The following is a 24,118-nucleotide window of genomic DNA, read 5'->3' as shown; positions in this document are numbered from 1 at the left end:
TTTTCTTGTGCGCACCCTCCCGCAACCGCTCGCGCGGACACATATTTGTTTTTATCGATGATATATAACTTTCACGCCCATGGGGTCGCGGTGACCGGAGGCGGCGCGAAAACGGTCGCGTCGGGCGAGCAGCCGATCTTGTCTAGCGAGACCGCCTTGTTGGAGACTGCGCGTCGATGATATTCAGGACGGTAATCCCGGCCCAATACACGGGCGGCCGTAGGATCGATGACTGGCGATGAACACGAGGGACATGCACGAACGCTGCGCCTCGATCAGCTTTAGGCAGCTGAAGCTATTCGCGGCCGTGGGGCGCTACGGCGGCGTTCAGCGCGCCGCGCACGCGTGCGCCATGTCCCAGCCCGCCGCGACCCAGGCTCTTTCGGTGCTTCAAGACAAGATTGCGGTGGCGTTGCTGGAGCGCGGCCCCAGCGGCATGACGCTGACGCCGCTTGGTAAACTGTTCCACACTCGCGTCGAAGGTATCTGCGAGCAACTCGACGAGACGATCTCGGACTTGGGCCCGGTTGAACGCGAGGCCGTCGCCGATTGCCTGACCCCCGCCCAGGTGAGGACTCTGTCGGGCGTCCTCGAAACAGGGTCGCTCGAGCTGGCGGCGCTCACGAGGGGGGTGACACGCGAGGGGCTTCGGCGTTCGGCCCGCGTGCTGGAAAAACTGACCGGGCCGCTCTTGGTCCGCACGCCGGACGGAACGGGTTTGACCGTAGAAGCGCGGCGCTTCGCCGAACGCATCCGCGCTCTGCGGGACGAGGTGGCGTTCGGCGTCCGCGAACTGCACGCGCATCAGGCGAGCGCCGAGAATTCCATCGTTGTCGGCGCCGCTCAGGCGTTCGGCAATCGCTTCCTGGCCCGGGTTCTCGCCGACCTGGCGATGCGGCATTCCGGCGCCCGCATCACCGTGCTCCGCGAAGGCCCCGTTGAATTGGTGGACCGGCTGCGCGCCGGCGAAGTCGACCTGGTGGTCGGCGACGTCGAGGAGACTGGCCGCGACCTCATCAAGGAGCGGCTGGTCAGAACCCCCTATTTCATCTTTGGGCGCCCTGGACATCCGCTGAGCGGCTCAGAACCCGCCACGCTCGATCAGCTGATCTCCTATGACTGGGTCGGCGGAACGCCCGACTCCGCGCGCGAAGCGGCGCGCGAGGCGCTCTTTGCCGGCATGAGCCCTCCTCAAGTCGCCTTCGCGGCGTCCGAGGGGGCTATCGTCGGCCATTTCGTCGCGGGCAGCGACCGGCTGGCGCTGATGACCGAGCATGAAAGTCGCTGCGGCGGCCTGGCGCTCGCCAAGATGCCATTCGCGCCGATCGAAGCGGGACTGGGAATCGATGTCGTTCATCGCGGCGATCGCCAGCCCTCGCAGCTCCATGTGGAACTGATCGAGCTACTCCGGGCCCATTTGATGGTTTCGGCGCCGGAAGCCATCGGGAGCACGCCGCGACGTGTCGCATAGCGCGCTCGCCCCAGGAAGGCTTGGACGCTAGACCTCAGCGCCCCGAAGCCGGCGCGCACGCCAGGCCGTCCGGCGACTTGCCGGTGGCGATGTAGGTTTCGACCTTCAGGTCCGGCAAGCCGACGACCGCCACCCGGTTCTCGGCCGGCAGCGCCACGAAGGCGCGATGGCCATCTGGCGCGATCAGAATCCCCTCGGCCCGCGTCCTGCCCAACGCCAATGTGCGGAACGTACGGGTCCGGGTGTCGATCGCCGCCAGCTGCTCGCTGGCCACCAGGGCCAGGCTCCCGTCGGGCGTGAGCTTCAGCCGATTGCCGGACTTCCAGGGCAGCTCGACTTGGCCGACGACCGTCTTGGTCGCGATGTCGATCACCGACACCACGCCGCGCTTGGCGGCCATGACCCAGACGGTGCGGCCATCGGAGGAGATGTCTATCCCCTGGGCGCCCTCCCCCACCGTGACCGGAGTGACCTTCCAATCTTTGCGCGGCGGGCCGGCGCCGAACGCCACCTCGGCGGGCTCGATGATGCTGACCGTGCCCGAACTGGCGTTGGCGCTGACGATCGACCCGCCCCGGCCCAGCGCGATCATGTGCGTGCGGTCCTGGCCAAGACCCAGGGTCCACGCGACGCGACCGGAGGCCAGATCGTAGCGGCCGATGGCCTTGCTCGACTCGGCGGTGAACCAGACGGAACCGTCGCGCACGGCCAGGCCATGCGGGCCGCGCATCGGCCACAGATCGACCGGCGGCAGCGGCGCGCCCTTTGGCAGGCTGATCACCGAGAGTCCGTGCGATTCGCCGCCCGGCCCGCCGTAGTTGCTGACGAAGGCCCGCGATCCATCGTCGGAGACGACGATCTCGTGCGGATCGACGCCGGCTGGCGCGCGCCACAGCGCGGCTCCGCTGGCGACGTCGATCGCGGCGACGTCGCCGTCGCCCTTCTCGACCACCAACAGCGTGCGGCACGCGGCGGCCGTTTCGGCCTGGGCCGCGCCCGCCAGCGCCAGACTTGCGATCATGGCCAACAACGCGGCCTTGCGAGCGGTTCGACCCGGTAAAGCGATCATCGAAATCCTCTTCTTCGGAAGCCGGAAACAAAGCGGGCGGCCCCAGGATCTCCCCCGAAGCCGCCCGCTGCGTTCACTAGGCCCGCATCAGAACTTCATGCGCAGGCCTGCGGTGTAGAAGCGTCCGCGCGGATCGTCGCCGATGGCGAAGCCGTCCCTCAGGCCGCTGCGCGTGCCGTTGCCCGAATAGGCGCCGGGAGGCGGGCTGGCGTCGAACAGGTTCTGGACGTTCGCATAGACCTGCAGGTTGGCGAACGTGACGTCGGGCTCCCACGACACGTTGAGGCCGGTAGTGGCGAAGGCGCCGACACGGTTCTTGACCCAGACCTGCGAGGCGTCGCCGCCCAGCTTCATGGCGTTGCGCCAGCGCTCGGTGATGTCCACGGTTATGCGATCGGTCGGCTTGAAGCGCAGGAAGGCGGTGACGCGCACCGACGGCGTGGCGCCCAGGCCGCCGGGACCGAAGCCGACGCCGCCCTGATCGAGGTCGGGCACGTTCGGCTGGATGTAGAGCAGTTCGGGCTGGTAGGCCGTCAGCAGGCGGGCGGTCATCGGACGACCGAACAGCGAGCCCGAATAGTTGGCCTCGAAGTCGAGGCCCTTGGTCTTGATCTGCGAGAGGTTGATGCGCTGAGTCAGCCAGGCCGTCACCGCGTTGGCGGCCGACTTGTCGGTATAGTTCAGCGGGCGCACCTGCAGCTGGCAGTACGGCGAGGCGCCGCCACTGTCATAGCAGGCCTGTTGGATCGCCTGAGTCTGACCCTGGATCTGAGTGATCGCGTCCTTGATGGTGATCTTGTAGGCGTCGAGCGTGAAGCTGAGGTTCGAGGTCACCTTCCACACTAGACCGCCGGTCAGGGTGTCGGCGATCTCGGCCTTCAGGCTTGAATTGCCCTGGTCGATCGACGCGACGGTCGGGGCAAGGCCGGTCAGGAAGTCGGTCGGACGGACCGTGACCGAGGTGATCGGCGAGAACAGGTCGAACAGCGTGGGTGCGCGAATGTCGCGTGAACGGGTCAGGCGCACGCGCAGGGGATCGGCGATCTCCCAGGCCATGCCGACCTTCCAGGTCCAGTACTGACCGCTGGTGTTGTACTTGGTGTAGCGGACCGCGCCGTTGACGTTCAGGCTCTGGGCGAAGGCCTTGTCGCGCAGCAGCGGAGCGTCGAACTCACTGGCCACTTCCCAAACCGTCTGGCTGACGCCGTTTGGAGTCTGGCCGAACACGAACTCGTTGCGCGTCGTGCCCGCGGTGCAGTTGAAGCGGACACCCGTGCAGTTCACCAGGTCGGCCGGCGTCGAATCGCTGGTCGACTTGAACGAGACCTTGCGCCACTCGGCCGAGATCGCGGCGTTCACCGGACCGGCCCCGAGATCGAACAGGCTGTGCGACAGCTGGCCGGAGATGTCGTCCATCTTGGTCAGCGAGTCGTAGTGGATCGTCTCGGTGACATAGGCCAGGGCCGCCGCGGACGAGGCCGTCGGTCCGAAGACGTTGATCGGCACGCAGCCGTCGGCCAGGCCCGGATTGGTCAGGGTGATGTTGCAGACCACCCTGCCCGAGGCGTCGCTGACGGCGTCGAGCGCCGCGCCAAGCTTCTGGCGGTTGATGGTGTTCTTCAGCGCCGTGGTCAGCTTGGCGCTGCCATGGACATAGTCGACGCCCCAGGCGAAGCCGTTCGTCTCGCCCGAAACGCCGGTGTTGAAGACCCACTGCTTGCTGTCCGCGTCGGCCGAGACGCGCGGCGCCTCGCCCATCAGCTTGCTGAACCGGAAGGTGGTTTCGGTTGTCGGGATCAGGGCGCGGTACTGGGCCGGCAGGAAGGCGTTGGCCCGGCTCAGGGTGACGGCGTTGAGCTGGTTGGTCTCGGCGAAGTTGGTGTTCTGCTTCAGGTTGCCCGAGACCTGAGCGTAGAACTGGACATTGTCGGAGACGTCATAGTCCATCCGGCCGAAGACCTGGTGGCCCTTGAGACGCGCGACCAGACCGGAGTCCCAGTAGCCGCCGTCGCCGCCGACCTGGACGCCGGCCGTGCCGGTCGCCGCCCCGTTCTGGAAGGTGCTGAGCACACCGTCAGCCCTGAACACCTGGTTGGCCAGCGCGCCCGTCGTGATCAGGCCGCCGAACGGAAAGGCGCTTTGGCGCAGATTGCCTTGCAGGACATAGGGGTTGGCCGTGGTGCCGCCGCCCGTGACGCCCCACTGGTTCAGCCAGTCGCGATCCGAACGACGGTCGATGCCGTCTTCCTTGCGGAACTCGTAGCTGCCCTCGACGTGGAGGCGGTCGTTCAGGGCCGTACCCGCCGCGAAGGCCGCGTCGAACTTGGCGCCGTCGCCTTGCTCGGACACGCCATAGCTGGTCTCGGCGCGGACGCCGTTGAACTTCTTGTTGATGACGTAGTTGACCACGCCGGCGACAGCGTCGGAGCCGTAGACCGCCGAGACGCCGCCGGTCACCACGTCGACGCGTTCGACTAGCATCTGCGGGATGATGTCGACGTCGACAACGCCGTTGAACAGGGTCGGTGGGACCCGCTTGCCGTCCATCAGGATCAGGGTGCGGACCGCGTCGAGATTGCGCAGGTTCAGCTGGTTGGCCGCGCCGTTGCCGCCGGCGGCGGTGCCGGTCGTGGTAGGGTTGCTGGTCGCGCCGCGCGAGCCGGCGAACGTCGGGAGCGTGTTGAGCGCGTCGGCGAGCGTCGAGCCGGGATTGGCCTTGGTCAGATCCTCGGCCGGCATGACCGTCACCGGCGACGGGCTGGCGTCGCCGTTCTTGATGACGCGCGACCCCGTGACCAGAATTTCGGTGACCGTCGCGGTGTCAGTCTCTTTCGGCGGCGTGCTTTGAGCAACAGCGGCCGTGGCGAGCGCGGCGGCGCTCACTCCCGCAAGCAAAGCAAGGCTCGTGGTGCGCTTCTTCATTTATCCCTCCCTTATGCCGAGAGAAGGCGCGGTCGCTCGCGCCCGACCTCGACTGTTTTTCTTTTTTTTGTCGCGACGCGTTCAGGGCCGCGATTTTAGGATGCGTCGCCTTTCCGACATCGCGCTTATTGGTTTCGAGCGCGCGTCCATTCATTCTCCAAAGGATCGCGCGCCCGCCTGGATCGAGGCTAGCCTAGGGCCGCCGTGGTCTCGTCGAACAGCTCGTCGATCGACAGCTTGCGCGGAATGATCTTCTGGTCGAACGACCAGTCGATCGCCAGCTGCAGGCCCTTGCGGTTGGCCTCGACACCGAACGGCGGATAGACGGCCGGCGGGCCGCCTTCGGTGAGCGCCCGGCTCTCGACGATCATGCGATAGATCTCGCGCACCACGTCGGGGCGCTTCTTCGAGATGTCCTCGTGGACGACGAACACGTGGTTGATCGGCACGACCTCCTCGCGCTCGAACCAGGCCTTGGCGGCGTTGAACGGATCGGGAACCAGGTACTGGACGCGCGGATCCTTGGGCAGGTCGACGCCTTGCAGGGTGGCGGCCAGCTCGCCGTCCAGCATCATCTGGCCGATGTCCGAACCCTTTGGCAGGCGGATGCAGTTGGCCGGATCGCTGTATTCCTCGAGGTGGCCGTCGCCCGTGGTCCGCCAGGTGACCTTGTCTAGATCGACGCCGTACTCGTGCTGGAGGACGCCGCGGATCCACAGGCCGGTGGTCTGGGCGTAGGTGCGCACGCCCACTTCCTTGCCTTCGATATCCTTCGGGTCGAGGTGGCCGAGCTCCTTGTTGAACCCGGCGCAGTGATGCTGGAAGCGGCCGGAGATCGGAGCCGGCAGCATGACGTACGGCTTCCCGTAGCACTTGGCCTGCAAGTAGGTGACGATCGCCAGCTCGCCGACGTCGTACATGTTGCGGCGAACCATGTCCTTGAAGCCGTTATGGGCCTGCTCCGGGCCGCAGTAGTCCAACTTGACGATGTCCGAGGTCACCCGGCCGTCCTTCATGGCCTTCGTCACAGGATAGTCGGCCAGGTTGGTCTTCAGCATCAGGACGTCGGTCGTGGTGTTGGTCATATCTCTATCCCTTCGCCCCTAAAGGGCGACCTCGATCAGCACCGGACCCGCCTCGCGGACCGAGTTGACCATGCTCTTGTGGAAGTCCTCGGCCGTGGTGACGCGCTGCGAGGGGACGCCCATGCTGGTCCCCATCGCCACCCAGTCGATACGCGGCCTGTCGATGTCGATCATCGCCAGGGCCTGCGGGCCTGGCGCGCCGAAGCCCATGTTGGCGAACTCGGTCTTGAGGATCTGGTAGCTGTGGTTGGCGAAGATGATCGTCGTGACGTTCAGGCCTTCGCGCGCCTGGGTCCACAGCGACTGGATCGTGTACATGGCGCTGCCGTCGCCCACCATGCAGAAGACCCGGCGGTCGGGGCAGGCCAGGGCCGCGCCGGTAGCCACGGGCGTGCCGTAGCCGATCGAGCCGCCCATGTTCTGGATGGTGTCGTGCGGGAGGGCGCCGGCGGTCAGGCCCATGCTCTCCCGGCCCGTGGTCAGCGACTCGTCGACCAGAATGCAGTGCTCGGGCATCGCGCTGGCCAAAGCGTGGGCGATGCTGATGGGCTCCAGCTTGCCGGTCGGCACGCCGTTGTCGGCGCGCTCCTGCAGGCGCGGCGCGATCTTGGGACCGCCCAGCGCGTCCAGCAGCATCTCCAGGCCCAGGACGCTATCCTCGCCGGTCGTGACTAGACTGTGCACCGTGCTCTCGGGCGACTTCAGCAGGCTGGGCTTGTCGGGATAGCTGAAGAAGGCGATCGGCTCGCCGGTCTCGACCGTGACGATGCTCTTGAAACCCTTTAGGAACGCTACCGCCTGGGGTACGGCGTAGGGGATGCGCTCCAACGGCACGCGGCCGGCCCCGCGCTCGATGCGTGTGCTGAAGAACTGAGTGGCCAGGCGCGCGCCGGTCTTGGCGGCGACCTGGCCGGCCAGCTCCAGCGCCTGGCCGCGCATGGCTTTGTTGCCGAGGATGATCAGGGTGTCGCCATCAGCGCGCAGCACTTGGGCGACGTGGTCCACGCGAGCCTGGTCGGGCGCCTTGCGCTGGATGACGGCGCGGGTGGTCTTCGGCGGCGTGCCGGCGTCGCCCCACGAGGTGTCGCCGGGCAGGATCAGGGTCGCGATCTGACCGGGATGCTCACTGGCCTTGGCGACGGCCGAGGCGGTGTCCAGGGCGATCGAGGCGGAGCTGTCGGCGCGGCGCACCCAGTGGCTCAGCGGCCGCGCCAAGCCCTCGATGTCCGAGGTCAGGGGCGCGTCGTACTTCAGATGCGCGGTCGCGTGCTCGCCGATGATGTTGACCATCCCGGAGCTGGCGCGCTTGGCGTTGTGGATGTTGGCCAGGCCATTGGCCAGGCCGGGACCCAGGTGAAGCAAGGTGCTGGCCGGCTTGTCGCGCATGCGGTACCAGCCGTCGGCCGCCCCGGTCGCCACGCCCTCGAACAGGCACAGCACGCTCTTCATCCGGGGATTTTCCAGCGCCTGCAGGAAATGCATTTCCGAGGTGCCGGGATTGGCGAAGCAGACCTCGACGCCCTGGTCGGCCAGCGTGTTCACAAGGCTTTCGGCGCCGTTCATCTCAACTCCTCCACTCGGTCAGGAGCGCTTCTCGGCGCGTCCGTCTCAGGAGGAAGAAAGATCATTTCCAGCGGGCGGCGACCCAATCCAAACGGGCCGGAAAGCGATAGATTTCCGGCCCTTCCCTGGGTGTCCTTAGATCAGTAGCCGGCCAATTCCTTGCCCTTGCCGACCACGCCATAGGAGCGCTGCGGGGCGGCCATCAGGAAGCGGTAGCCTTCGGCCAGCAAGCGATCGATGTTGCCGGCGCTGGTGTGTGGATTGCCGACCGGCACGCCGTGGCGCACGCAGGTCTCGGCGACCTTCTTCATGGCGTCGCGGACATCCGGATGATCGTACTGGCGCGGGAAGCCCATTTCCTGGGAGAGGTCGCCCTCCCCGATCAGCACTAAGCCGACACCCGGCACTTCCTTGAGGATCTCGTCCAGGTTCTCGACACCCTTGACGCTCTCGATCATCAGGCCGACCAGCAGCTCGCCCTGGGGGGCCAGCGGCCAGACGTCGGCCTTGGCGTAGTACTCGGCCATCGAGAGGCCCCAGTAACGTGAAGCCGTCGCGGGACCATCGCCCCGCACGCCGCGCGGTTCGTACAGCGGCGCGTTCTTCGGACGGCCATAGCGGCAAGAGGCGACGGCGTTATAGGCCTGGGCCACATCGTTGATGTGCGGCCAGATCACGCCGTAGACGCCACGATCCAGGGCCTGCTTGGCGTAGGCTTGGTTCATCTCGACGCCATTGGCCGGCACCCGCACGATCGGGGTGACCTGCGGCGCCAGGGTCGCGGCCGAATGGATCTGCTTGCGGTTCAGCAGGTACTGAAGTGCATCGCCCAGAGCGGCCATGTCCCAGGGATTATGTTCCATCTCGAACACCAGGCCGTCATAGGGCGAGTCCGAGAGGTCGATAGCCGACTGCTTGTCGGCCTTGGCGAAGCAGGTGAAGGCGGGCTTGCCGGCTTCCCACGCGCGAATGATGCCGTTCAGGCGGGTGTCGCTCATGTCGATGTCGTTCTCTCTCAGACCGCTTCGGCGGTTTCTTCAGGGTTCCAGTACATGAAGCCCATGCCCTCGCCAGTGCCGGCGGCGGTGCGCCAGCACGGCACGTAGTCGACCAGCGTCATCTTCGCCCCCGTCTGCTGTAGGGCCATCATGACGATGCTGTAGATCTTCACCTCGGAGGTGCCCGACTGGTAGTAGCCGTCCGGGATCGCGGCGAGACCGTCGTAGTCGTAGGCCGCCAGCTTACCCATCACGTCGCGGTCGAAGTCCTCGTCATTGACGAAGTGTGACAGGCCGCCCGAGGCGATGACGGCGACTCGCACGTCGTCCGGCCAGGCCTCGATCGCGTCGCGCAGCACGCGGCCAAACTGGATGCAGCGGCTCATCGACGGCTGGGTGGGCGGATAGAACAGGTTGAACAGCACCGGCACATGCGGCGGCGGGTCGTCGCCCATGATCTGGTGATAGACGAAGCTGTAGGCGTGCGGCACGACCGGATAGTCCGGCTTCACGCCCTGACGCTGCTCCATCCAGACGTTTTCGGGCCAGGCCTGCAGGTCGTTGAGATCGAAGCCCTCCTTCTGGAAGGTCTTGATCAGATAGGTCGCCAGCTCCGGATAAGCCTTGTGCACCACGTGGTGGTCGGGCGCGTAAACGGGGCGCTGGGGCGGGCCGTTATGGACCTCCTCGCCGGTATAGATGGTGATCGAGGGCGACTGATCGGGCCAGATCTCCTTCTGGTCCTTGCCCAGCACGATGCAGACGTCGACCTTGGCCCGGGCATAGGCCTCCGCCATCCGGTCCAGCGCCGCGCGGCAGCGACCGGCGCGCTCGGTGCGTTCCTCGATCGTCAGAAACGGCTCGAACGCCGCGCCCCGATGGGCTTCCAGCTCCGGATAGGTCCAGGTGCGGTTTTGGAACCAGAGCTCCGGGTTCTTGCGATCCCGCTCACCGTTGGTCAGCCAGTCCTCGGGCGCTTGCCCCAGCATGCCGCTGTGCGGCACCGCCATGCCAAACACGATCTTGGCCATTTACGCGTCTCCTTGATCAGCGAGACCTAGGGGCCCTGCCCCTGACTCGCCAATTCGTTTCGGGCTCGGCGTGATCGCTTCACGCCGGCCTGGGGGTCAGAGCTCGACGCCTTCGGGCACCTTCGGGGCCCAGTCGCGGCGCAGGACGAACAGGGTCGTCAGGGCGCCCAAGAGCAGGAAGGCGAAGATTACGTACATCGGAACCGTGTAGCCGCCGCTGACGTCCAGCAGCCAACCGGACAGGATCGGCGCGACCATGCCGGCCAGGCTGACGGCCACCTGCTGGATGCCCGTCACCACGCCAACGGCAGGCTTTGGGATCAAGGTCAGGCGGCAGAGGGCCAGGTTGTTGGCCGTCGCCAGGCCCAAGCCTGACAGCGAGAACACGTTCCAGAACAGGGCCGTGGCCGTGCTGTCGGTCTTGGCGCCCAGGATCACCGTCGAGGCGACCAGGAAACCGGCGACCACGAAGCTCTTGCGGACGACGACCGCATCACCGCCTCGGGCGATCAGCTTGTCCGCCGTCCAGCCCGCGACCAGCGCCACGATGGCGATGCCGGCGAAGCTGAAGAAGGAATAGAGGCCCATCTTCGCCAAGCTCAGGCCGCGGTGCTCGACCAGATAGGCCGGCATCCAAGTCATGCAGTAGAAGGTGAAGTAGTTGTAGCAGAAGTTGACCACCAGCGTGCCCCAGACCAGGGGGCTAGCCAGGATGTTCTTGAGCGGCACCGCCGACGCCTTGGCCCGCACCGCCACCATCTCGCTCTTCTGGGGCAAGTCGTTCTTGACCATGAACAGCCAGGGCAGCAGCCAGATGAGGCCGACGGCGCCGGTGATCACGAACATGGCTCGCCAGTCGTAGGCGACGATCAGCCAGGCCGCTACGGGCGCGCCGATGGCGGGGCCGAACTTGTTGCCCAGCATGTAGAGGCCGACGGCCGTGCCGCTTTCGCCCTCGTGGAAGTTGTTGCGGATCCAGCGATAGCTCGCCGGCACCACCACCGCCTCGGCCGCGCCGACGATCAGGCGCATGACGATGAGCCCCGCCAGGGTCGTGGCCAACCCCGTCAGGGCCGATGCCGCGCACCACACAACGAAGCAGATCGTATAGGCCCTCTTCACCCCATAACGGTCGACGACCCAGCCCATCGGGATCTGCAGGGCCGCGTAGGACCAGAAGAACGCCGAATTGATCCAACCCCGATCCAGGTTGGACAGGTGGAAATGCTCCTTGAACGACGGCGTCGCGAGGGCCGACGAAATGCTGGTGCGATCCACGAACGCGATCAGGGCGCCGACGGCCAGGAGGGCCAGGATCGACCATCGCTTCCAGACGGGCGGAACGGTGACGGTGGCGACCGTCATCCCCTCGTTGGCGGTAATGGCGGCGGCCTCACTGGTGCTGGCCATGCATTATTCCCCTGACCTTCTCACTATGCGCCGAGCTTGGGATAGAGCGACAGGGCGGTCTTGCCGAAGACCCAGGCCTGGTCTTCGTCCGAAAGCGAGGCCAAGCGCTGCTTGGCGGTCGCAAGAATTTCCGCGAGCGTCCCCGGCGAGGTCGGGAAATTCGAGCCCCAGGCCAGGCGGTTCGCCCCGAACATCTCCACGACCTTCGGGAAGAAGGTCTCGGCCGTGGCCGCGCCCTTGACGCTGTCGCCCATGATCCGGGGCGTCAGCTTCAGATAGATCGATGGGATTTCGGCTAGCGCGAACAGACTCTGGGCCGCCTCGTAGGGAGGTCCGTCGGCGACCTCGGGCCGAGCCAGGTGGTCGAGGATGATCGGCACGCTCGGGAAGCGCTTGGCCAGGTTGGTCACCTGCGGCAGACCGACCGGTCCGGTCTGGATGCACATGGTCAGCCCCAAGTCGCCCAGCAGCTCCCAGGTGGGATAGGCGGCTTCGTCCTCCAGTTCGCTGGGATCGAAGTCCTTGGTGCTGCCGCCGGTGAAGATGCGCAGGCCCGCTAGCCCCTTATCGGTCCAGGCCTTGATCGTCTCGATCGCGTCCGGGGCCCGCACGTCTACCGAGCCGACTGCGACCAGGCGGTCGCCGTACTGGTTGCAGGCGTCGACGACATAACTGTTGTCGAAGCCGTAGGTGGTCGACGAGTGGACCACAGCCGCCTTGGCCACGCCCGCCTCGTCCATGGCCGCGATCAGGGTCTCGACCACGCAGGGCCGTTCCTGCGACCAGTCCGAGCGTTTGCCGAACAGCGGCGCCGGCGGATAGCGGGCCTCGTCATCCGAGATCACGTGCGGATGGATGTCGATGACCGAGGACATAAGCGCTCCCTAGATTGGCCTCTGGCGGGCTCGTCGCCGCCGTTAGTTCGAAGCCATCGTCCCCGAGATCGCCGCCCTGGAGCAGTCGAAGCTATGCGGCGAGGTATAAGTTTAGGGCCGCCAAAACGTAAAAGGCGCGACGTGGAGATACCGCATCGCGCCTTCGTAGAGATTTGAAACTGTTAGACTATTTTCCGCGCGCCTTCAGTTGCGCGTCGAGGCGTGGATACACCCGGCGGGCATTGCCTTCGTAGATATTGAAGCGGTCCTCGTCGGTCAGGCTGACGCACGCATCGACATAGCGCTTGGTGTCGTCGAAGTAGTAGCCGGTGTCCGGATCCTTGCCGCGCACGGCGCCGATCATCTCCGAGCCGAACAGCACGTTCTTGGATGGTATGACCTTGGTCAGCAGGTCGACGCCCGGATGGTGATAGACGCAGCTGTCGAAGTAGATGTTGTCCAGCAGGCCTTCCAGTGGCCGATTGGCCATCTCCAGCGACATGCCGCGATAGCGCCCCCAGTGATAGGGCACCGCCCCGCCGCCATGCGGGATGACGAGGCGCAGGGTCGGGAAATCCTTGAAGAGATCGCTCTGCAGGATCTGCATGAACACCGAGGTGTCGGCGTTCAGATAGTGCGCGCCCGTGCCGTGGAAGTTCGGATTGCACGAGGCCGCCACGTGGACCATGGCCGGCACGTCGAGTTCGCAGAGCGCCTCGAACAGCGGATACCATTCGCGGTCGGTCAGCGGCTTGCCGGTCCAGTAGCCGCCAGTCGGGTCCGGGTTCACATTGGCCCCGACAAAGCCCATCTCCTCGACGCAGCGACGCAGCTCGGGGATCGAGTTCTTCGGCGGCGCGCCGGGCGACTGGGGCAGCTGGCACACCGGCACGAAGTTGTCCGGATAGATCTCGGTCACCCGCTTGACCAGGTTGTTGGAGACCTCGGCCCACTGCAGGCTGGTGCGCTCATTGCCCAAGTGGTGGCTCATCAGGCCGGCGATCGGCGAGAACAGGGTGATGTCGCTGCCCCGCTCCTGCTGCAGTTTCAGCTGGCCGTTGCCGACGCCTTCGCGGATCTCGTCGTCACTGACGTGAGCTTCCGAGACGGGCGGCGCGGTCGACGGGCTATCTGCGGCATCCACCTGACGCTGGCGCCAGTCGCGGAACGACTTGGGGACGGTGGTGAAGTGGCCGTGGCAATCAATGATCATGGTCTTTGGTCCTCGGCTCACAGCTTGTCCGGATCGACGAACAGCTCATCCATGCTCATCCGCTTGGGGGTCAGGCCCTGGGCGAAGGCGGTGCGTTCCAGCGCCTCGATGGTCGGGCGGTTGGCTTCGATGCCGTAGGGCAGCGGATCGGTACCGACGATGTCCATCAGCTTGACGTACTTCTTCTCGGTGGCGTCCTGCGGGCCATCACGGCGCACCTTCTCCAGCCACTCTTCCTTGGCTTGCTTGAAGGCGTTGTAGAGCGAGGTGGCGACCCAGGGATGTTCGGCGAGCACCGAGTCCTTGACCACGATCGTGCCGTGCATCGGATAGACGCCTGTGCGGCGGAAATAGTCGGCCTCCAGCTCGGCGGCGTTGGGCAAGAGGTCGGGATAGTTGGCCTCGACCTCCTGCCAGCCGCCGGTCGGCGCGCCGGTGCGGCCGATGCCCGCCGCGCCCTCGACGCCGGCCGAAAGCTCGCCATCGGCCATCATGTCGGCCAGCGGGCGAGTGGCGTGGATCACGTTGCCGGGCAGCTTCAGTTCGCGGACGTGCTCCTCGTCATCGACCACCCAGGTCACCTTGGAGGCGTCCAGGCCGCAGTCGTCCATGAGCGCCTGGCGCAGCCACACGCCGGTGGTCACCGAATAGGCGCGCACCCCGACCTTCTTGCCTTCCAGGTCCTTGGCCGTGACGATGCCCGCGTCCGGACGCACCAGCATGCCTGAGTGGTGGAAGCGCCGAACCACAAAGATCGGCAAGGCCACGAACGGCGCGCCGTAGGCCCGGGCGATGATGTAGGTGGTGGGCGCGATCTCGCAGACGTCGAACTCGACGTCGCGCACCATCCGGCGGAACGCGCCGATCTGCGGCTTGACGGTGATGATCTCGGCCTCGACGCCCTCGATGGGGATCGAGCCGTTGCGGATGGCCGACGTGTGCGGGTGCTCCGCCACGGCTATCTTCAAGTGAACCTTCCCGGCCAATTTCCTCTCCTCAGGACTCATCAGTATCCGGGGATTGGGTCGCGGTCATCGGACCGGCGAGCGCCCCCGTTCGTCCTGAGAAAGGCGTTCGCGCCCGGACGATCGCAACCGGCGCGCCGCGAAACCTTGAGGGCATGCGCCATTTCCTATCGGCGCGGCCGGCAACGAGCGATAGGTTTGCCGCAACGAGCGATAAGTTTTGCGTCACCTCCCGTAATAGATCGCGCGCAGGAAGACGCGTTTCTTATCGCTCGGTGAAGGCCTCGGCGGGCGCCCACACTGGTTTCATTCGTAACGAAATCCGACACTGATAAGTCGTCCAAAGCCAAGGAATAGAAAGGAAATTCCAGATGCTTTCCGGTCACTTCCACGAATAGACGAGCGGCGTTCGCACGTTCGTGGAAGCGAGCGCCCAGCGGGTTCGCGGTCCTGATCTCGCCCACTTTCGCCCGGGTCCAGCCAATTCACACCCCGATTGATTCCTGTTAGCGCTTGGTGATCGGAGGAACGAAAATGATCGACATGGATCCTGAAAGCAGGGCCGCGTCGCTGAGCTTCCGGCAGCTGAAGCTGTTCGAAAGCGTCGGTCGCCTGAACAGCGTCCGCAGGGCGTCGGAGGAGTGCAATCTCTCCCAGCCAGCAGTCACCCAGGCGTTGGCCAAGCTGGAACAGCAGATCGGCGCCATTCTGCTCGAGCGCCGCGCCAGCGGCAGCTACCTCAACGAACTGGGCGAGATCTTCCATCGCCGCACCACCCGGCTGTTCGAACAGTTCGAGCAAGCCCTGGTCACCCTGGGCGTGCCCGGCGGTTCCGAGTCCGCGCCAGTCATCGCCAAGCGCATTTCACGCTCCCAGGCCCGCAGCCTGATCGCCATCGTCGAGAGCGGCTCATTCGCCGAAGCCGCCCAGGTGCTGGAGCTGTCGCAGGCCTCACTGCAGCGGGCCGCCCGCGACCTCGAGGGCAATCTCAAGAAGTCGATCTACTACCGCACCGCCGCCGGCGTGATGGTCACGCCGGCCGGGGTCGAGTTCGGGCGTCGCATCAAGCTGGCCACCCAGGAAATCGAGTGGGGAATCCACGAGATCGAGGCCGCCCAGGGCAGCGCCGCCAGCCAGATCGCCATCGGCGCCATGCCGTTCGGCGGCAGCGTGCTCCTGGCCTCGGTGCTGGACGAGTTCGTCCGCGCCAACCCCAAGGTCGACGTCAAGATCGTCAACGAGAGCGCCTCGGAGATGCTCAAGCGTCTGCGTGATGGCGAGGTCGATTTCGTGATCGGCCTGGTCCAGGAAACCAAGGGCGAGGACCTGACCAACGAAGCCCTGGCCCGCACGCCCTATACCGTCGTCGCGCGTCGAGGCCATCCGCTGGCCCGCAAGGGCAGCGTCGGCGTCGAGGACCTGCTGCGCTACGACTGGGTCGTCGGCACGCCGGGCGCCAGCCGCCGCGCCTGCTTCGAGCGCCTATTCGAAGGCAAGGTCGCGCCGCAGACCTCGATCGCCACCAGCGCCCTGCCGATCGTCCGCCACCTGCTCTCGCGCAGCGACCGCCTGGCTTTAATGACCTCGTACGAGCTGATGCACGAGAGCGAACTGGTCTCCCTGCCCTTTGGTCCGATCGATCCCGCCCCCGCCATTGGCGTGACCATGCGGTCGGGCTGGCTCCCGACCAAGCTGCACCAAGGCTTCATCGAACTGCTGCGCCGTCACACGGCCGACGCCACCTCGCCGACCATGCTGCGCAAGGCCGGCTAACAGCATTTCAATCGCTCCGCCCGCCAAACTTGGCGGCGGAGCGAGAGGCGACAGCTACGATCTTCTGACCGAGCCTCTGGAACAACCCGTTCCCTGGCTCGACAGCGTGCTGAAGACCTGGGAAGCCCGCGCGACAGGAGACCCGATGATCGATTTCAAGCTGCCTGCGCCGACCCGCCGCGCCGTCGCCGCGGGCGCATTGAGCCTTCTGGCCGCGCCCGCCGTCCAGGCCGCGCCGAAGAGCGAGCAACTGGTCTACGTCGGAACCCAGGGCAACGAAGCAGGCCAGGGCGTATTCGCCGCCCGGCTCGATCCCAGCACGGGCAAGCTGACGCCCATCGGCGTCGGCGCCGAGCTGGCCCGCCCCACCTGGATCGTGGCCCATCCCAGCCGCCAGTCGCTCTACGCCGTCAGCGAGACCGGCAACGACGGCAAGTCGCAAGGCAAGGTCCACGCCCTGAAGGCCGATCCGAAGACCGGTGCTCTTACCCTGGTCTCGACCGTCGACTCCGGCGGTGGCGGACCCACCCATCTGGCGCTGGATGCGCCGGGGAGCGGACTGCTGGTCGCGCACTATGGATCGGGGCACGTAGCCGCCCTGCCCCTGCGCGCCGATGGCGGCCTCGAGCCTCCGGCCTCGGTGCAACAGGAACAAGGCTCTGGTCCCTCGCCTCGCCAGAAGAGCGCCCATGCCCACGGCGTGGCGCTGGACCCATCCGGCAAGTTCGCGCTGGTCGCCGACCTCGGCTCGGACAAGGTGTTCGTCCATCCCTATGATCGCCGCACGCGGCGGCTGGCGCCGGCCGCGGCGACCTCCGTGAGCGTCCCACCCGGGACCGGCCCGCGCCACCTGGCCTTCCATCCGAACGGCCGCCTAGTTTTCCTGATCAGCGAGTTGGCGCCGGCGATCCGGACGTTCGGCTGGGAGGCACGCAAAGGCGCACTCAAGGAACTTGACGCCGTGCGCGCCGGCGGCGATCCGCCGATCAACGGCGCCGAGATCGCGATCAGCCGCGACGGCCGCTTCGTCTATGCCTCGATCCGCGTCGAGCACGTCATTGTCGTCTATGCCGTCGATCAGAAAACCGGCGCCCTGACCGAGATCCAGCGCACCCCCTCCGGCGGTCAGACACCTTGGAGCTTTGGGATCGATCCGACCGGCCGCTGGCTGCTGGCGGCAAACCAGGGTTCGGGTACTGTCACCGTCCTAGCGCGCGATCCGGCCTCCGGCAAGCTGACCGCCACGGACCAGTCGGTCGCGGTCGCCAAGCCGACCAGCATCGCCTTCCTGAGCAGCCACTAGAGAGACAGCGCCGTGACACCCCTGCCCCAGCGCCAGATCGGCCCCTCCCAGGTTTCGTCGATCGGCCTGGGCTGCATGAACCTCAGCCATGCCTATGCCCCCCGCCACTGGCCGAGAACGGCGAGCGGCTGCTGAACCGGGCGCTGGACCTCGGCGTCACCTGCCGGAGCCTTCTCGCCAGTGACGCGCGGCCTGCTGGCCGGCGCGGTCTCCGACGCGAACTACGCCCGAGGCAACATCCGCGCCTGGATGCCGCGCTTCGTCGAGCCGAACCTGTCGCGCAATCTGCGGTCCGCCCGCCGCTTCGACGTCCTGGCCGCCGATCTTGGCCTGACACCGGCCCAACTCTCACTAGCCTGGACCCTGGAGCGCGGCGAGCACGTCGTGCCCATCCCCGGCGCCACCAGCCTCGCGCATCTCGAGGAGAACGTCGGCGCGACCGCCGTCTCCCTTGCGCCAGAGGTCATTGCCCAGGTCGCCGCCCTGTTCGACGGCGACGCCATCCACGCCCCCCGATACCCCGCCAAAGCCCAGGCCCAGGTCGCCACCGAACTGCTGGCGAACGAGATTCTGGCCTGAAGCCAAAAAGAAAGGCGAAGCCGAAGCTTCGCCCAGATAGTCGAGGTTCACGGGGAAGAGGCGATCGGAGGCGATGGGGACCGCCTCCGACCGGTACGCTAAAACTTGGCGCCGACGCGCAGACCGTAGGTGCGGGGCGGCAAATAGGCGCCGAAGTAGACGCCGGCCGTCGACGTCGCGAAGGCGTAGGATTTCACCAGTTCGTCGGTGATGTTGTTGGCGTAGCCGGTCACCGTGAACCCGCCGCCCGGCGACTCGTAGGTCAGGTTCAGGTCGCCGGTGCTATAGGCGTCCTGCTTGATGATCGGGCTGCGAATGTCGAACAGCAGGTACTGCTTGGCGACGAAGCGCGCGCGGGCGGCGGCCGTGAGCGTAGCGCCGTTGGCCAGGTCGAAGCGGTGCGAGTAGTCCACCGTCATGGTGGACTTCGGCGACTTGGGCAGCGGATTGCCCGAGAAGTTGCCGCCCGACGAGAACGGCGTCACCGGCAGCACGAAGTCATTGAACTCCGAGTGCGTCAGGGCGCCGACGACGCCCAGGCGATCCTTGGAGGTGATAGCCCACTGCGACTCCAGCTCCAGGCCGTACACTGTGGCCTTGTCGGCGTTGTAGGTCAGGCGGCCCGAGGCCGTGCAGGTCGGCAGGCCCGCCGGCAGGTTCAGGCAGCCCAGCTGGCTGGCCTGATAGTCCTTGTATTTGTAGTGGAAGGCCGTGACGTTCAGCTGCAGAGCGTTGTCGAACAGACGGTTCTTCGAACCGGCCTCGAGCGAAGTCACGTGCTCAGGCTGGTAAGAGTTTGGCGCCAGACCGTCATAGTTGCCGCCGCCCTTGTAGCCGGTCGCGGCCGTCGCATAGACGAGCGAGCGCTCCGCCAACTGGTACTCGACCGAAGCCTTCCAATTGGTGGCTTCCCACTCGCTGTTGGCGGCGCTGATGACGCGCGACAGCAGGATCCCCGCCGGGTTGCGGACTTCGGTCGTACCGTTCTGTTTTTTCTGGTCGGCGGTGTAGCGTAGGCCGCCCGTCAAGCGCAGCTTGTCGGTGACGTGCCAGGTCGCCTGGCCGAACAGGGCGCGCGAATAGGCGTCGATCATCGGATAGCCGAACTGCACCTGGGTCGGCGGCGCCAGTAGGGTCTGGAACGAGCTCTGCAGCTCATCCCAATAGTAGGCGCCGAGGATCCAGGTCACGGCCTGGTCGGCCTTCGAGGACAGTCGGACTTCCAGCGAGTGCTGCTTGGCTTCCTGGTTCAGCTGGATGCGCCGATCGCTGGCATAGAGGTTGTCCAGGATCATCTCGTGATACGCTGGCAGCACCGTCAAGGTCGCCGGACCGAAGTCCCAATTGAGCTCGGCGTGATAGCCGGTGTTCTTATTGCGGATGTGAGCGCCGGCGTTGACCGTGTTGGTTGAGCGTGGATCAACACCCGCCACATTCAGCTTGTAGGCGGCAGGTCCGACGCCCTTGCGCAGGTCATAGTCGGCGGCGAACAGGATCGACAGGTCGTCGGTCGGCTTGATCAGCAGTTGGCCCCGATAGGCCGCCGAATTCTGATCCTCGCTCTTGTCATCGGCCGCATAGCCGTCGCGCTTGAGGGTCCGCATGGCCACGCGCCCGGCGATCTTGTCGCCGAACGGGATGTTGATCATGCCGTTGACGCCGTACTGGTTGTACGAGCCGTACTCGGCGCCGATCGCCGCGGCGAAGTCCAGGACCGGCTTGGCCGAGATCACGTTGATCGCCCCAGCCGTGGCGTTGCGACCGTACAGCGTGCCTTGCGGGCCGCGCAGCACCTCGACCTGCTGGATGTCGTAGATCAGGCCGCCGGTCGACTGCGGTCGTCCCAGGTAGACGCCGTCGATGTGATAGGCCACCGCAGGATCGCCTTGCGGGCCGTCATTGGTCGAAAAGATGCCGCGAATGGCGACGCCGGTGGCTGCGTTGCTAGAGTTGATCTCGACGTTCGGGGCCGAGCCCTGCAGAGCCTGCAGGTTGGGCGAGCCTTGCTTGGTCAGGCTCTCGGCCGTGACGGCGGTAACGGCGACCGGAATATTCTGGACGTTTTCGCTGCGCTTCTGGGCGGTGACGACGACCTCTTCCAGCGCGGCGGGTTCGTTGCTCTGCGCTGGCGTGGTCTGAGCCCGCGCGCTAGCCGTCCATCCCAGGACGCAGGCGCCGGTCAGCAGCGCGGCGCGGAGCGACTTCGATTGAGCCCTCATGAATCCTCCCTCATTGGATCGCCCGGCCTCTTTGGGCCGCGGTCGTTGTTCTTCTCGTGAGCTGGAGCTGTTCGCGCGCTGGCGAGCGATAGCGCCCAGTCCTTGGCAAGGCGGAGGCGAACGAAGACCAGTAGCTGGTCTCCGCAACCACCTTGAAGCTCGCAAGGACGACATCGCCCCCTACTCGCTCCGCGCTCCCAATTTGATTTAGATCAAGAAATCGGCCCGCCGCAGGGATCAAAAACCCGCCGCAACCGATAGTTTTATCGAGCAGCGCCGTGCGATTTCGCGGGCAGATACAGAGGCATGGAGTCCTCCCACAGGCTGTCGGTCAGCAGGCGTTTTCCCGTGCCGTCGGCGTTCATAACCATGATCTGGCCGTAGGGCTGGAAGGTGTTGTCGTACAGCGCCGCCTCCTCGCGGAAGCCGTACATGCCGGTGCTGAACAGGATCCGCCCATCGGGGCTCCACACCGCATGGCCGTCATTGCCGCGGTTGGTCGTGAGACGCCGCAGGTCCGAACCATCGGGCCGGATCGTGAAGACGTCGAAGTTCACCGCATCGACCTTACGCGTGAAGACGATGAGCTTTCCGTCCGGCGAGTAGAACGGCAGATTATCATAGCCTGCGGTCAAAACTCGAATCTTGCGGGTGTCGAGGTTGATGATCCGCAGGCCCTTCTCGGTCTCGCTGAAGACGCGGAACACGATCTCCTTGCCGTCTCCAGAATAGCTGGGAAAGCCCGAGTGCACCGAGCCATCGGTCAGGGCCTCGTAGTCGGTTCCGTCGCGGCGGACCCGCATAATCACGGCCTTTCCGTGCGCGCGCTCCTGGAACCAGGCCCCCATGCCGAAGGCCAGCCACTGGCCGTCGGGCGACCAAGTCGGCTGGAAGGCGCCGGCCAGGCCCTTCTTGACCATTTCCGAGTCCAGGCCCTTGCCGTTGACGTCGAAGATCGTCCGGCGGTTCGAGCCGTCGGGGTTCATCGTCACCAGGGACGAGTTGCCCTGCTGCTTCTCGGTGATCGCCACCGTGCCGTCCCCGGCCAGCACTGGGAAGACGTCAGTGTGCCTGTAGTTGAACTTGGGGTCCCAGCTATAGAGCGACTTAAGCTGCCCCCGCGCCTTGAAGCCGACCTTCTCGTAGATGACGCTCTTGCCGTCCGGCGACCAGACCGGCGAGCGCAGCACACGCTGAACCGAGGCTTGGCCTCCGGTGTAGTAGAGGCCTTCGTCCGCCCCGCCCTTGCGGTGATAGGCGAGGACATCCCTACTCAAGAACTGCGGGAAGAGTTTCAGGCCCGGGCCCGAGGTGTGCTCGATCCGATCGCCGGTCCGGACATCCACCGAGACGATCTGCGAGGCGATCTTGGCCAGCAGTTCGGGACGACGCGCGCCCCAGGTGTCTTCGGTGGCGAGTTCATAGAAGACCACCCGCTTGCCGTTTGGCGACCATTTGGGCGAGCCCAGGCAGAAGCCTGGTTTCGATGCGATGCGACGGAAGCCTTTGCCGTCCGCGCCGATCACATAGATCGAGAGCTCCTGGGTATGCTCCCAACCCTTGCCGTCGTGATGCCCGCGCCAGTCGGTGTTGCGGTCCGACGAGAAGGCCAGATGCTTGCCGTCCGGCGACCACGCCGGGCGGAAGAAGCCGTCAGGCAGCGACGGGTCGCCCTGAACCTCCGGTGCGCCGGTTAGGTTGGTCAGGCGGCCGGACTTGAGGTCCTTGATCCAGATATTGGTGCGATAACCGTCACGCGTCGAGACGAAGGCCAGACGCGTCCCATCCGGTGACAGCTCGCCGGCGTCGTCGACGGGCGCGCCAACGACCAGGGGCTGGATGCCCGTCCCGTCCAGATTGGCCCGGAACAGGTCCGACTGGCCATCGCCGTTGCGCTCGGAGGTGAAGACCACCGACTTGCCGTCGGCGCTGAAGCTGGCGTGATAGTCGAACACCGGGCTGGACAGCAGCTTGCGCTCGTTCGAGCCGTCGGCGTTGGCGATGTAGAGTTCGGACGAGGACGGGCCGATGCGGTTCATCAGCATCACGCCCTTGGCCTGCTGGGCTTTCTTGGGCGCGGCGGCCAGCGCCTCGCTGACCAGGAACGCGGCCGGCAGGGCGGCAAGGAAATGTCGGCGATCCATAGGGGTTCCTCCAGTGACGCCGCGTCTGCGCGCGGCTTTCTCGCCCCCAGGCTAAGCCCAGAGCGACCAGACAGGATCGATCAGATTTGCGTGCGGCCCTATCCATTCGCCGCGCTCTCGAAGGTCCGCGCCCGGCGAAGGGCGGGAAACTTCCAGGCCCAGAGGCCCGTGATCAGGATCGCGCCGACGCCGCCGGCGACCACCGCCGCCACGGGTCCGATCACGGCGGCCAAGAAACCGGATTCTGCCTCGCCTAGTTCGTTGGAGGCCGAGATGAACAGCGTCGAGACGGCGCCGACCCGGCCGCGCATGGCGTCCGGCGTCGATAGCTGGATCAGCGACTGGCGGACATAGACAGACAGCATGTCCGCCCCGCCCAGAACGGTCAGGCAGACCAAGGACAGCGGCATCCAGCGCGAGATCCCGAAGATCACGGTGGCCAAGCCGAACACCGCGACGGAGACCAGCATCTTGACCCCGACATTGTGCTTGAGCGGCCGCCAGGCGAACAGCAGCGCCGTCGCCATCGCGCCCACGGCCGGGGCCGCGCGCAGGTGCCCCAATCCCGCCGCCCCCACATGCAGGATATCCCGCGCGAAGATCGGCAGCATGGCCGTCGCCCCGCCCAGCAGGACGGCGAAAAGGTCGAGCGAGATCGCGCCCATCACCAGCGTGTTGCCACGCACATAGACCAGCCCCTCGAGCATCAGTAGCCAAGGCTTGCGCGGCTCGCCAATGATCCTCGCGATCGGCCGGAGCAACAGCATGCAGGTCAGTGACAGGACGAAGAGCCCGACGCTCGCCGCGTAGGGCAATGGCGGGTTCCAGGCGTAGAGATAGCCGCCCATGGCCGGCCCCAAGATCGAGCCCACCCGACCGGCGATGGCGTTGGTGGCGATAGCGTGGGGCAGCACCTCGGGCGGCACGATGTTGGGTCCTAGGGCGTTCAAGGCCGGCATCGAGAAGGCCCGCGCCACGCCCAGGAACACCGCCACGCTCATCAAGGCCGGCAGCGAAATCGCGCCGGTCCAGGTCATTAGGCCCAGAGCGAGGGCGCAGGCCAGTTGCAGTGTCGTTGTGAGGCAGATGATCAGACGACGGTCGAAACGGTCGGCGGCCCACCCCGTCACCAGGGTCAGGACGAACAGCGGCGCGAACTGGGCCAGGCCCACGAAGCCCAGCTGCATCGCCGCGTCCTTGGTGTCCATCGTCGCGCGCGCCAGGTCGTAGACCTGCCAGCCGACGACGATCACCAGGGTGTTCTGGGCCAGGGTCGAGCAAAGCCGCGCGGTCCAGAAAAAGCGGAAATCCCGGAACGCGAACGGATGCCTCGGATCGGCCATGTCTTCTCCTCGCCCGACCGCGCAGCGCCGTCGGGAGCCTTCGCCGTTTCTAACGCCGCGAACGCCCGTAATGATATCGGTCCCGCAATATCGGTCGCAGTTCCGATAGCTCGCCCACCGTCTTGAATAGCCCCGTCGAAGGGCCCCTCGATACC

Annotated in this window: 18 protein-coding genes; 5 read left to right on the top strand and 13 right to left on the bottom strand. The window is 66.0% G+C overall.

The features are described 5' to 3' along the window. Nucleotides 1-238 precede the first annotated feature (238 nt). Nucleotides 239-1,471: a LysR family transcriptional regulator gene (locus ACW173_RS18705; RefSeq protein ID WP_492081596.1), complete on the top strand. Its 1,233-nt coding sequence runs from the start codon at nucleotides 239-241 to the stop codon at nucleotides 1,469-1,471. 34 nt (nucleotides 1,472-1,505) lie between these two features. Here the strand turns inward: ACW173_RS18705 and ACW173_RS18700 are convergent, their stop codons facing one another. The 10 genes from ACW173_RS18700 to ACW173_RS18655 form a co-directional block, all read right to left on the bottom strand. After that, nucleotides 1,506-2,540, bottom strand: a complete 1,035-nt coding sequence (locus ACW173_RS18700; protein WP_492081595.1) for an outer membrane protein assembly factor BamB family protein — start codon at nucleotides 2,538-2,540, stop codon at nucleotides 1,506-1,508. Nucleotides 2,541-2,627: 87 nt separating this feature from the next. Then, nucleotides 2,628-5,462: a TonB-dependent receptor domain-containing protein gene (locus ACW173_RS18695; RefSeq protein WP_492081594.1), complete on the bottom strand. Its 2,835-nt coding sequence runs from the start codon at nucleotides 5,460-5,462 to the stop codon at nucleotides 2,628-2,630. Nucleotides 5,463-5,650: 188 nt separating this feature from the next. After that, nucleotides 5,651-6,547, bottom strand: coding sequence for a substrate-binding domain-containing protein (locus ACW173_RS18690; RefSeq protein WP_492081593.1), 897 nt, complete (start codon nucleotides 6,545-6,547; stop codon nucleotides 5,651-5,653). A gap of 18 nt (nucleotides 6,548-6,565) precedes the next feature. Next, the gene (locus tag ACW173_RS18685; RefSeq protein ID WP_492081592.1) at nucleotides 6,566-8,110 is read right to left on the bottom strand and encodes an acetolactate synthase large subunit; all 1,545 of its coding nucleotides are present in this window, start codon (nucleotides 8,108-8,110) and stop codon (nucleotides 6,566-6,568) included. 140 nt (nucleotides 8,111-8,250) lie between these two features. Further along, nucleotides 8,251-9,108: an HpcH/HpaI aldolase family protein gene (locus ACW173_RS18680; RefSeq protein WP_492081591.1), complete on the bottom strand. Its 858-nt coding sequence runs from the start codon at nucleotides 9,106-9,108 to the stop codon at nucleotides 8,251-8,253. A 17-nt stretch (nucleotides 9,109-9,125) separates the two neighbouring features. Next, the gene (locus tag ACW173_RS18675) at nucleotides 9,126-10,139 is read right to left on the bottom strand and encodes a DODA-type extradiol aromatic ring-opening family dioxygenase (RefSeq protein ID WP_492081590.1); all 1,014 of its coding nucleotides are present in this window, start codon (nucleotides 10,137-10,139) and stop codon (nucleotides 9,126-9,128) included. A gap of 96 nt (nucleotides 10,140-10,235) precedes the next feature. Then, nucleotides 10,236-11,549: an MFS transporter gene (locus ACW173_RS18670; protein ID WP_492081589.1), complete on the bottom strand. Its 1,314-nt coding sequence runs from the start codon at nucleotides 11,547-11,549 to the stop codon at nucleotides 10,236-10,238. 23 nt (nucleotides 11,550-11,572) lie between these two features. Further along, the gene (locus ACW173_RS18665) at nucleotides 11,573-12,424 is read right to left on the bottom strand and encodes an amidohydrolase family protein (protein ID WP_492081588.1); all 852 of its coding nucleotides are present in this window, start codon (nucleotides 12,422-12,424) and stop codon (nucleotides 11,573-11,575) included. 187 nt (nucleotides 12,425-12,611) lie between these two features. After that, nucleotides 12,612-13,637, bottom strand: coding sequence for an amidohydrolase family protein (locus ACW173_RS18660; RefSeq protein WP_492081587.1), 1,026 nt, complete (start codon nucleotides 13,635-13,637; stop codon nucleotides 12,612-12,614). A 17-nt stretch (nucleotides 13,638-13,654) separates the two neighbouring features. Then, on the bottom strand, nucleotides 13,655-14,605 hold the full coding sequence (locus ACW173_RS18655; protein WP_492081586.1) for an ABC transporter substrate-binding protein: 951 nt from the start codon (nucleotides 14,603-14,605) through the stop codon (nucleotides 13,655-13,657). A gap of 531 nt (nucleotides 14,606-15,136) precedes the next feature. Between ACW173_RS18655 and ACW173_RS18650 the strand changes: the two genes are divergently transcribed. From ACW173_RS18650 to ACW173_RS18635, 4 genes are all read left to right on the top strand, one after another. Further along, complete coding sequence (locus ACW173_RS18650) at nucleotides 15,137-16,375, top strand: LysR substrate-binding domain-containing protein (protein ID WP_492081585.1); 1,239 nt, start codon at nucleotides 15,137-15,139, stop codon at nucleotides 16,373-16,375. A 145-nt stretch (nucleotides 16,376-16,520) separates the two neighbouring features. Beyond that, on the top strand, nucleotides 16,521-17,678 hold the full coding sequence (locus tag ACW173_RS18645; protein ID WP_492081584.1) for a lactonase family protein: 1,158 nt from the start codon (nucleotides 16,521-16,523) through the stop codon (nucleotides 17,676-17,678). Nucleotides 17,679-17,690: 12 nt separating this feature from the next. Further along, nucleotides 17,691-17,813 carry a hypothetical protein gene (locus ACW173_RS18640; protein WP_492081583.1) on the top strand — a complete coding sequence of 41 codons (123 nt, stop codon included), beginning with the start codon at nucleotides 17,691-17,693 and terminating at the stop codon, nucleotides 17,811-17,813. A 45-nt stretch (nucleotides 17,814-17,858) separates the two neighbouring features. Continuing rightward, complete coding sequence (locus ACW173_RS18635; protein WP_492081582.1) at nucleotides 17,859-18,257, top strand: aldo/keto reductase; 399 nt, start codon at nucleotides 17,859-17,861, stop codon at nucleotides 18,255-18,257. A 98-nt stretch (nucleotides 18,258-18,355) separates the two neighbouring features. Here the strand turns inward: ACW173_RS18635 and ACW173_RS18630 are convergent, their stop codons facing one another. The 3 genes from ACW173_RS18630 to ACW173_RS18620 form a co-directional block, all read right to left on the bottom strand. Then, entirely contained in the window at nucleotides 18,356-20,476 is a 2,121-nt protein-coding gene (locus tag ACW173_RS18630) for a TonB-dependent receptor (RefSeq protein ID WP_492081581.1), read from the bottom strand. A 263-nt stretch (nucleotides 20,477-20,739) separates the two neighbouring features. After that, the gene (locus ACW173_RS18625; RefSeq protein ID WP_492081580.1) at nucleotides 20,740-22,620 is read right to left on the bottom strand and encodes a hypothetical protein; all 1,881 of its coding nucleotides are present in this window, start codon (nucleotides 22,618-22,620) and stop codon (nucleotides 20,740-20,742) included. A 98-nt stretch (nucleotides 22,621-22,718) separates the two neighbouring features. After that, nucleotides 22,719-23,963 (bottom strand): MFS transporter, encoded by a 1,245-nt coding sequence (locus ACW173_RS18620; protein WP_492081579.1) that lies wholly within the window; start codon nucleotides 23,961-23,963, stop codon nucleotides 22,719-22,721. Between the last annotated feature and the right edge of the window lie 155 nt (nucleotides 23,964-24,118).

This window comes from Caulobacter sp. ALps2 (genome assembly GCF_058681635.1).
This window is presented reverse-complemented; position numbering and strand designations above follow the sequence as displayed.

Excerpts from the sequence above, each read along its gene's own strand:
- ACW173_RS18705 (WP_492081596.1), top strand. The coding sequence starts at position 239 with ATGAACACGAGGGACATGCACGAACGCTGCGCCTCGATCAGCTTTAGG.
- ACW173_RS18700 (WP_492081595.1), bottom strand. The coding sequence starts at position 2,540 with ATGATCGCTTTACCGGGTCGAACCGCTCGCAAGGCCGCGTTGTTGGCC.
- ACW173_RS18695 (WP_492081594.1), bottom strand. The coding sequence starts at position 5,462 with ATGAAGAAGCGCACCACGAGCCTTGCTTTGCTTGCGGGAGTGAGCGCC.
- ACW173_RS18690 (WP_492081593.1), bottom strand. The coding sequence starts at position 6,547 with ATGACCAACACCACGACCGACGTCCTGATGCTGAAGACCAACCTGGCC.
- ACW173_RS18685 (WP_492081592.1), bottom strand. The coding sequence starts at position 8,110 with ATGAACGGCGCCGAAAGCCTTGTGAACACGCTGGCCGACCAGGGCGTC.
- ACW173_RS18680 (WP_492081591.1), bottom strand. The coding sequence starts at position 9,108 with ATGAGCGACACCCGCCTGAACGGCATCATTCGCGCGTGGGAAGCCGGC.
- ACW173_RS18675 (WP_492081590.1), bottom strand. The coding sequence starts at position 10,139 with ATGGCCAAGATCGTGTTTGGCATGGCGGTGCCGCACAGCGGCATGCTG.
- ACW173_RS18670 (WP_492081589.1), bottom strand. The coding sequence starts at position 11,549 with ATGGCCAGCACCAGTGAGGCCGCCGCCATTACCGCCAACGAGGGGATG.
- ACW173_RS18665 (WP_492081588.1), bottom strand. The coding sequence starts at position 12,424 with ATGTCCTCGGTCATCGACATCCATCCGCACGTGATCTCGGATGACGAG.
- ACW173_RS18660 (WP_492081587.1), bottom strand. The coding sequence starts at position 13,637 with ATGATCATTGATTGCCACGGCCACTTCACCACCGTCCCCAAGTCGTTC.
- ACW173_RS18650 (WP_492081585.1), top strand. The coding sequence starts at position 15,137 with ATGATCGACATGGATCCTGAAAGCAGGGCCGCGTCGCTGAGCTTCCGG.
- ACW173_RS18645 (WP_492081584.1), top strand. The coding sequence starts at position 16,521 with ATGATCGATTTCAAGCTGCCTGCGCCGACCCGCCGCGCCGTCGCCGCG.
- ACW173_RS18630 (WP_492081581.1), bottom strand. The coding sequence starts at position 20,476 with ATGAGGGCTCAATCGAAGTCGCTCCGCGCCGCGCTGCTGACCGGCGCC.
- ACW173_RS18625 (WP_492081580.1), bottom strand. The coding sequence starts at position 22,620 with ATGGATCGCCGACATTTCCTTGCCGCCCTGCCGGCCGCGTTCCTGGTC.
- ACW173_RS18620 (WP_492081579.1), bottom strand. The coding sequence starts at position 23,963 with ATGGCCGATCCGAGGCATCCGTTCGCGTTCCGGGATTTCCGCTTTTTC.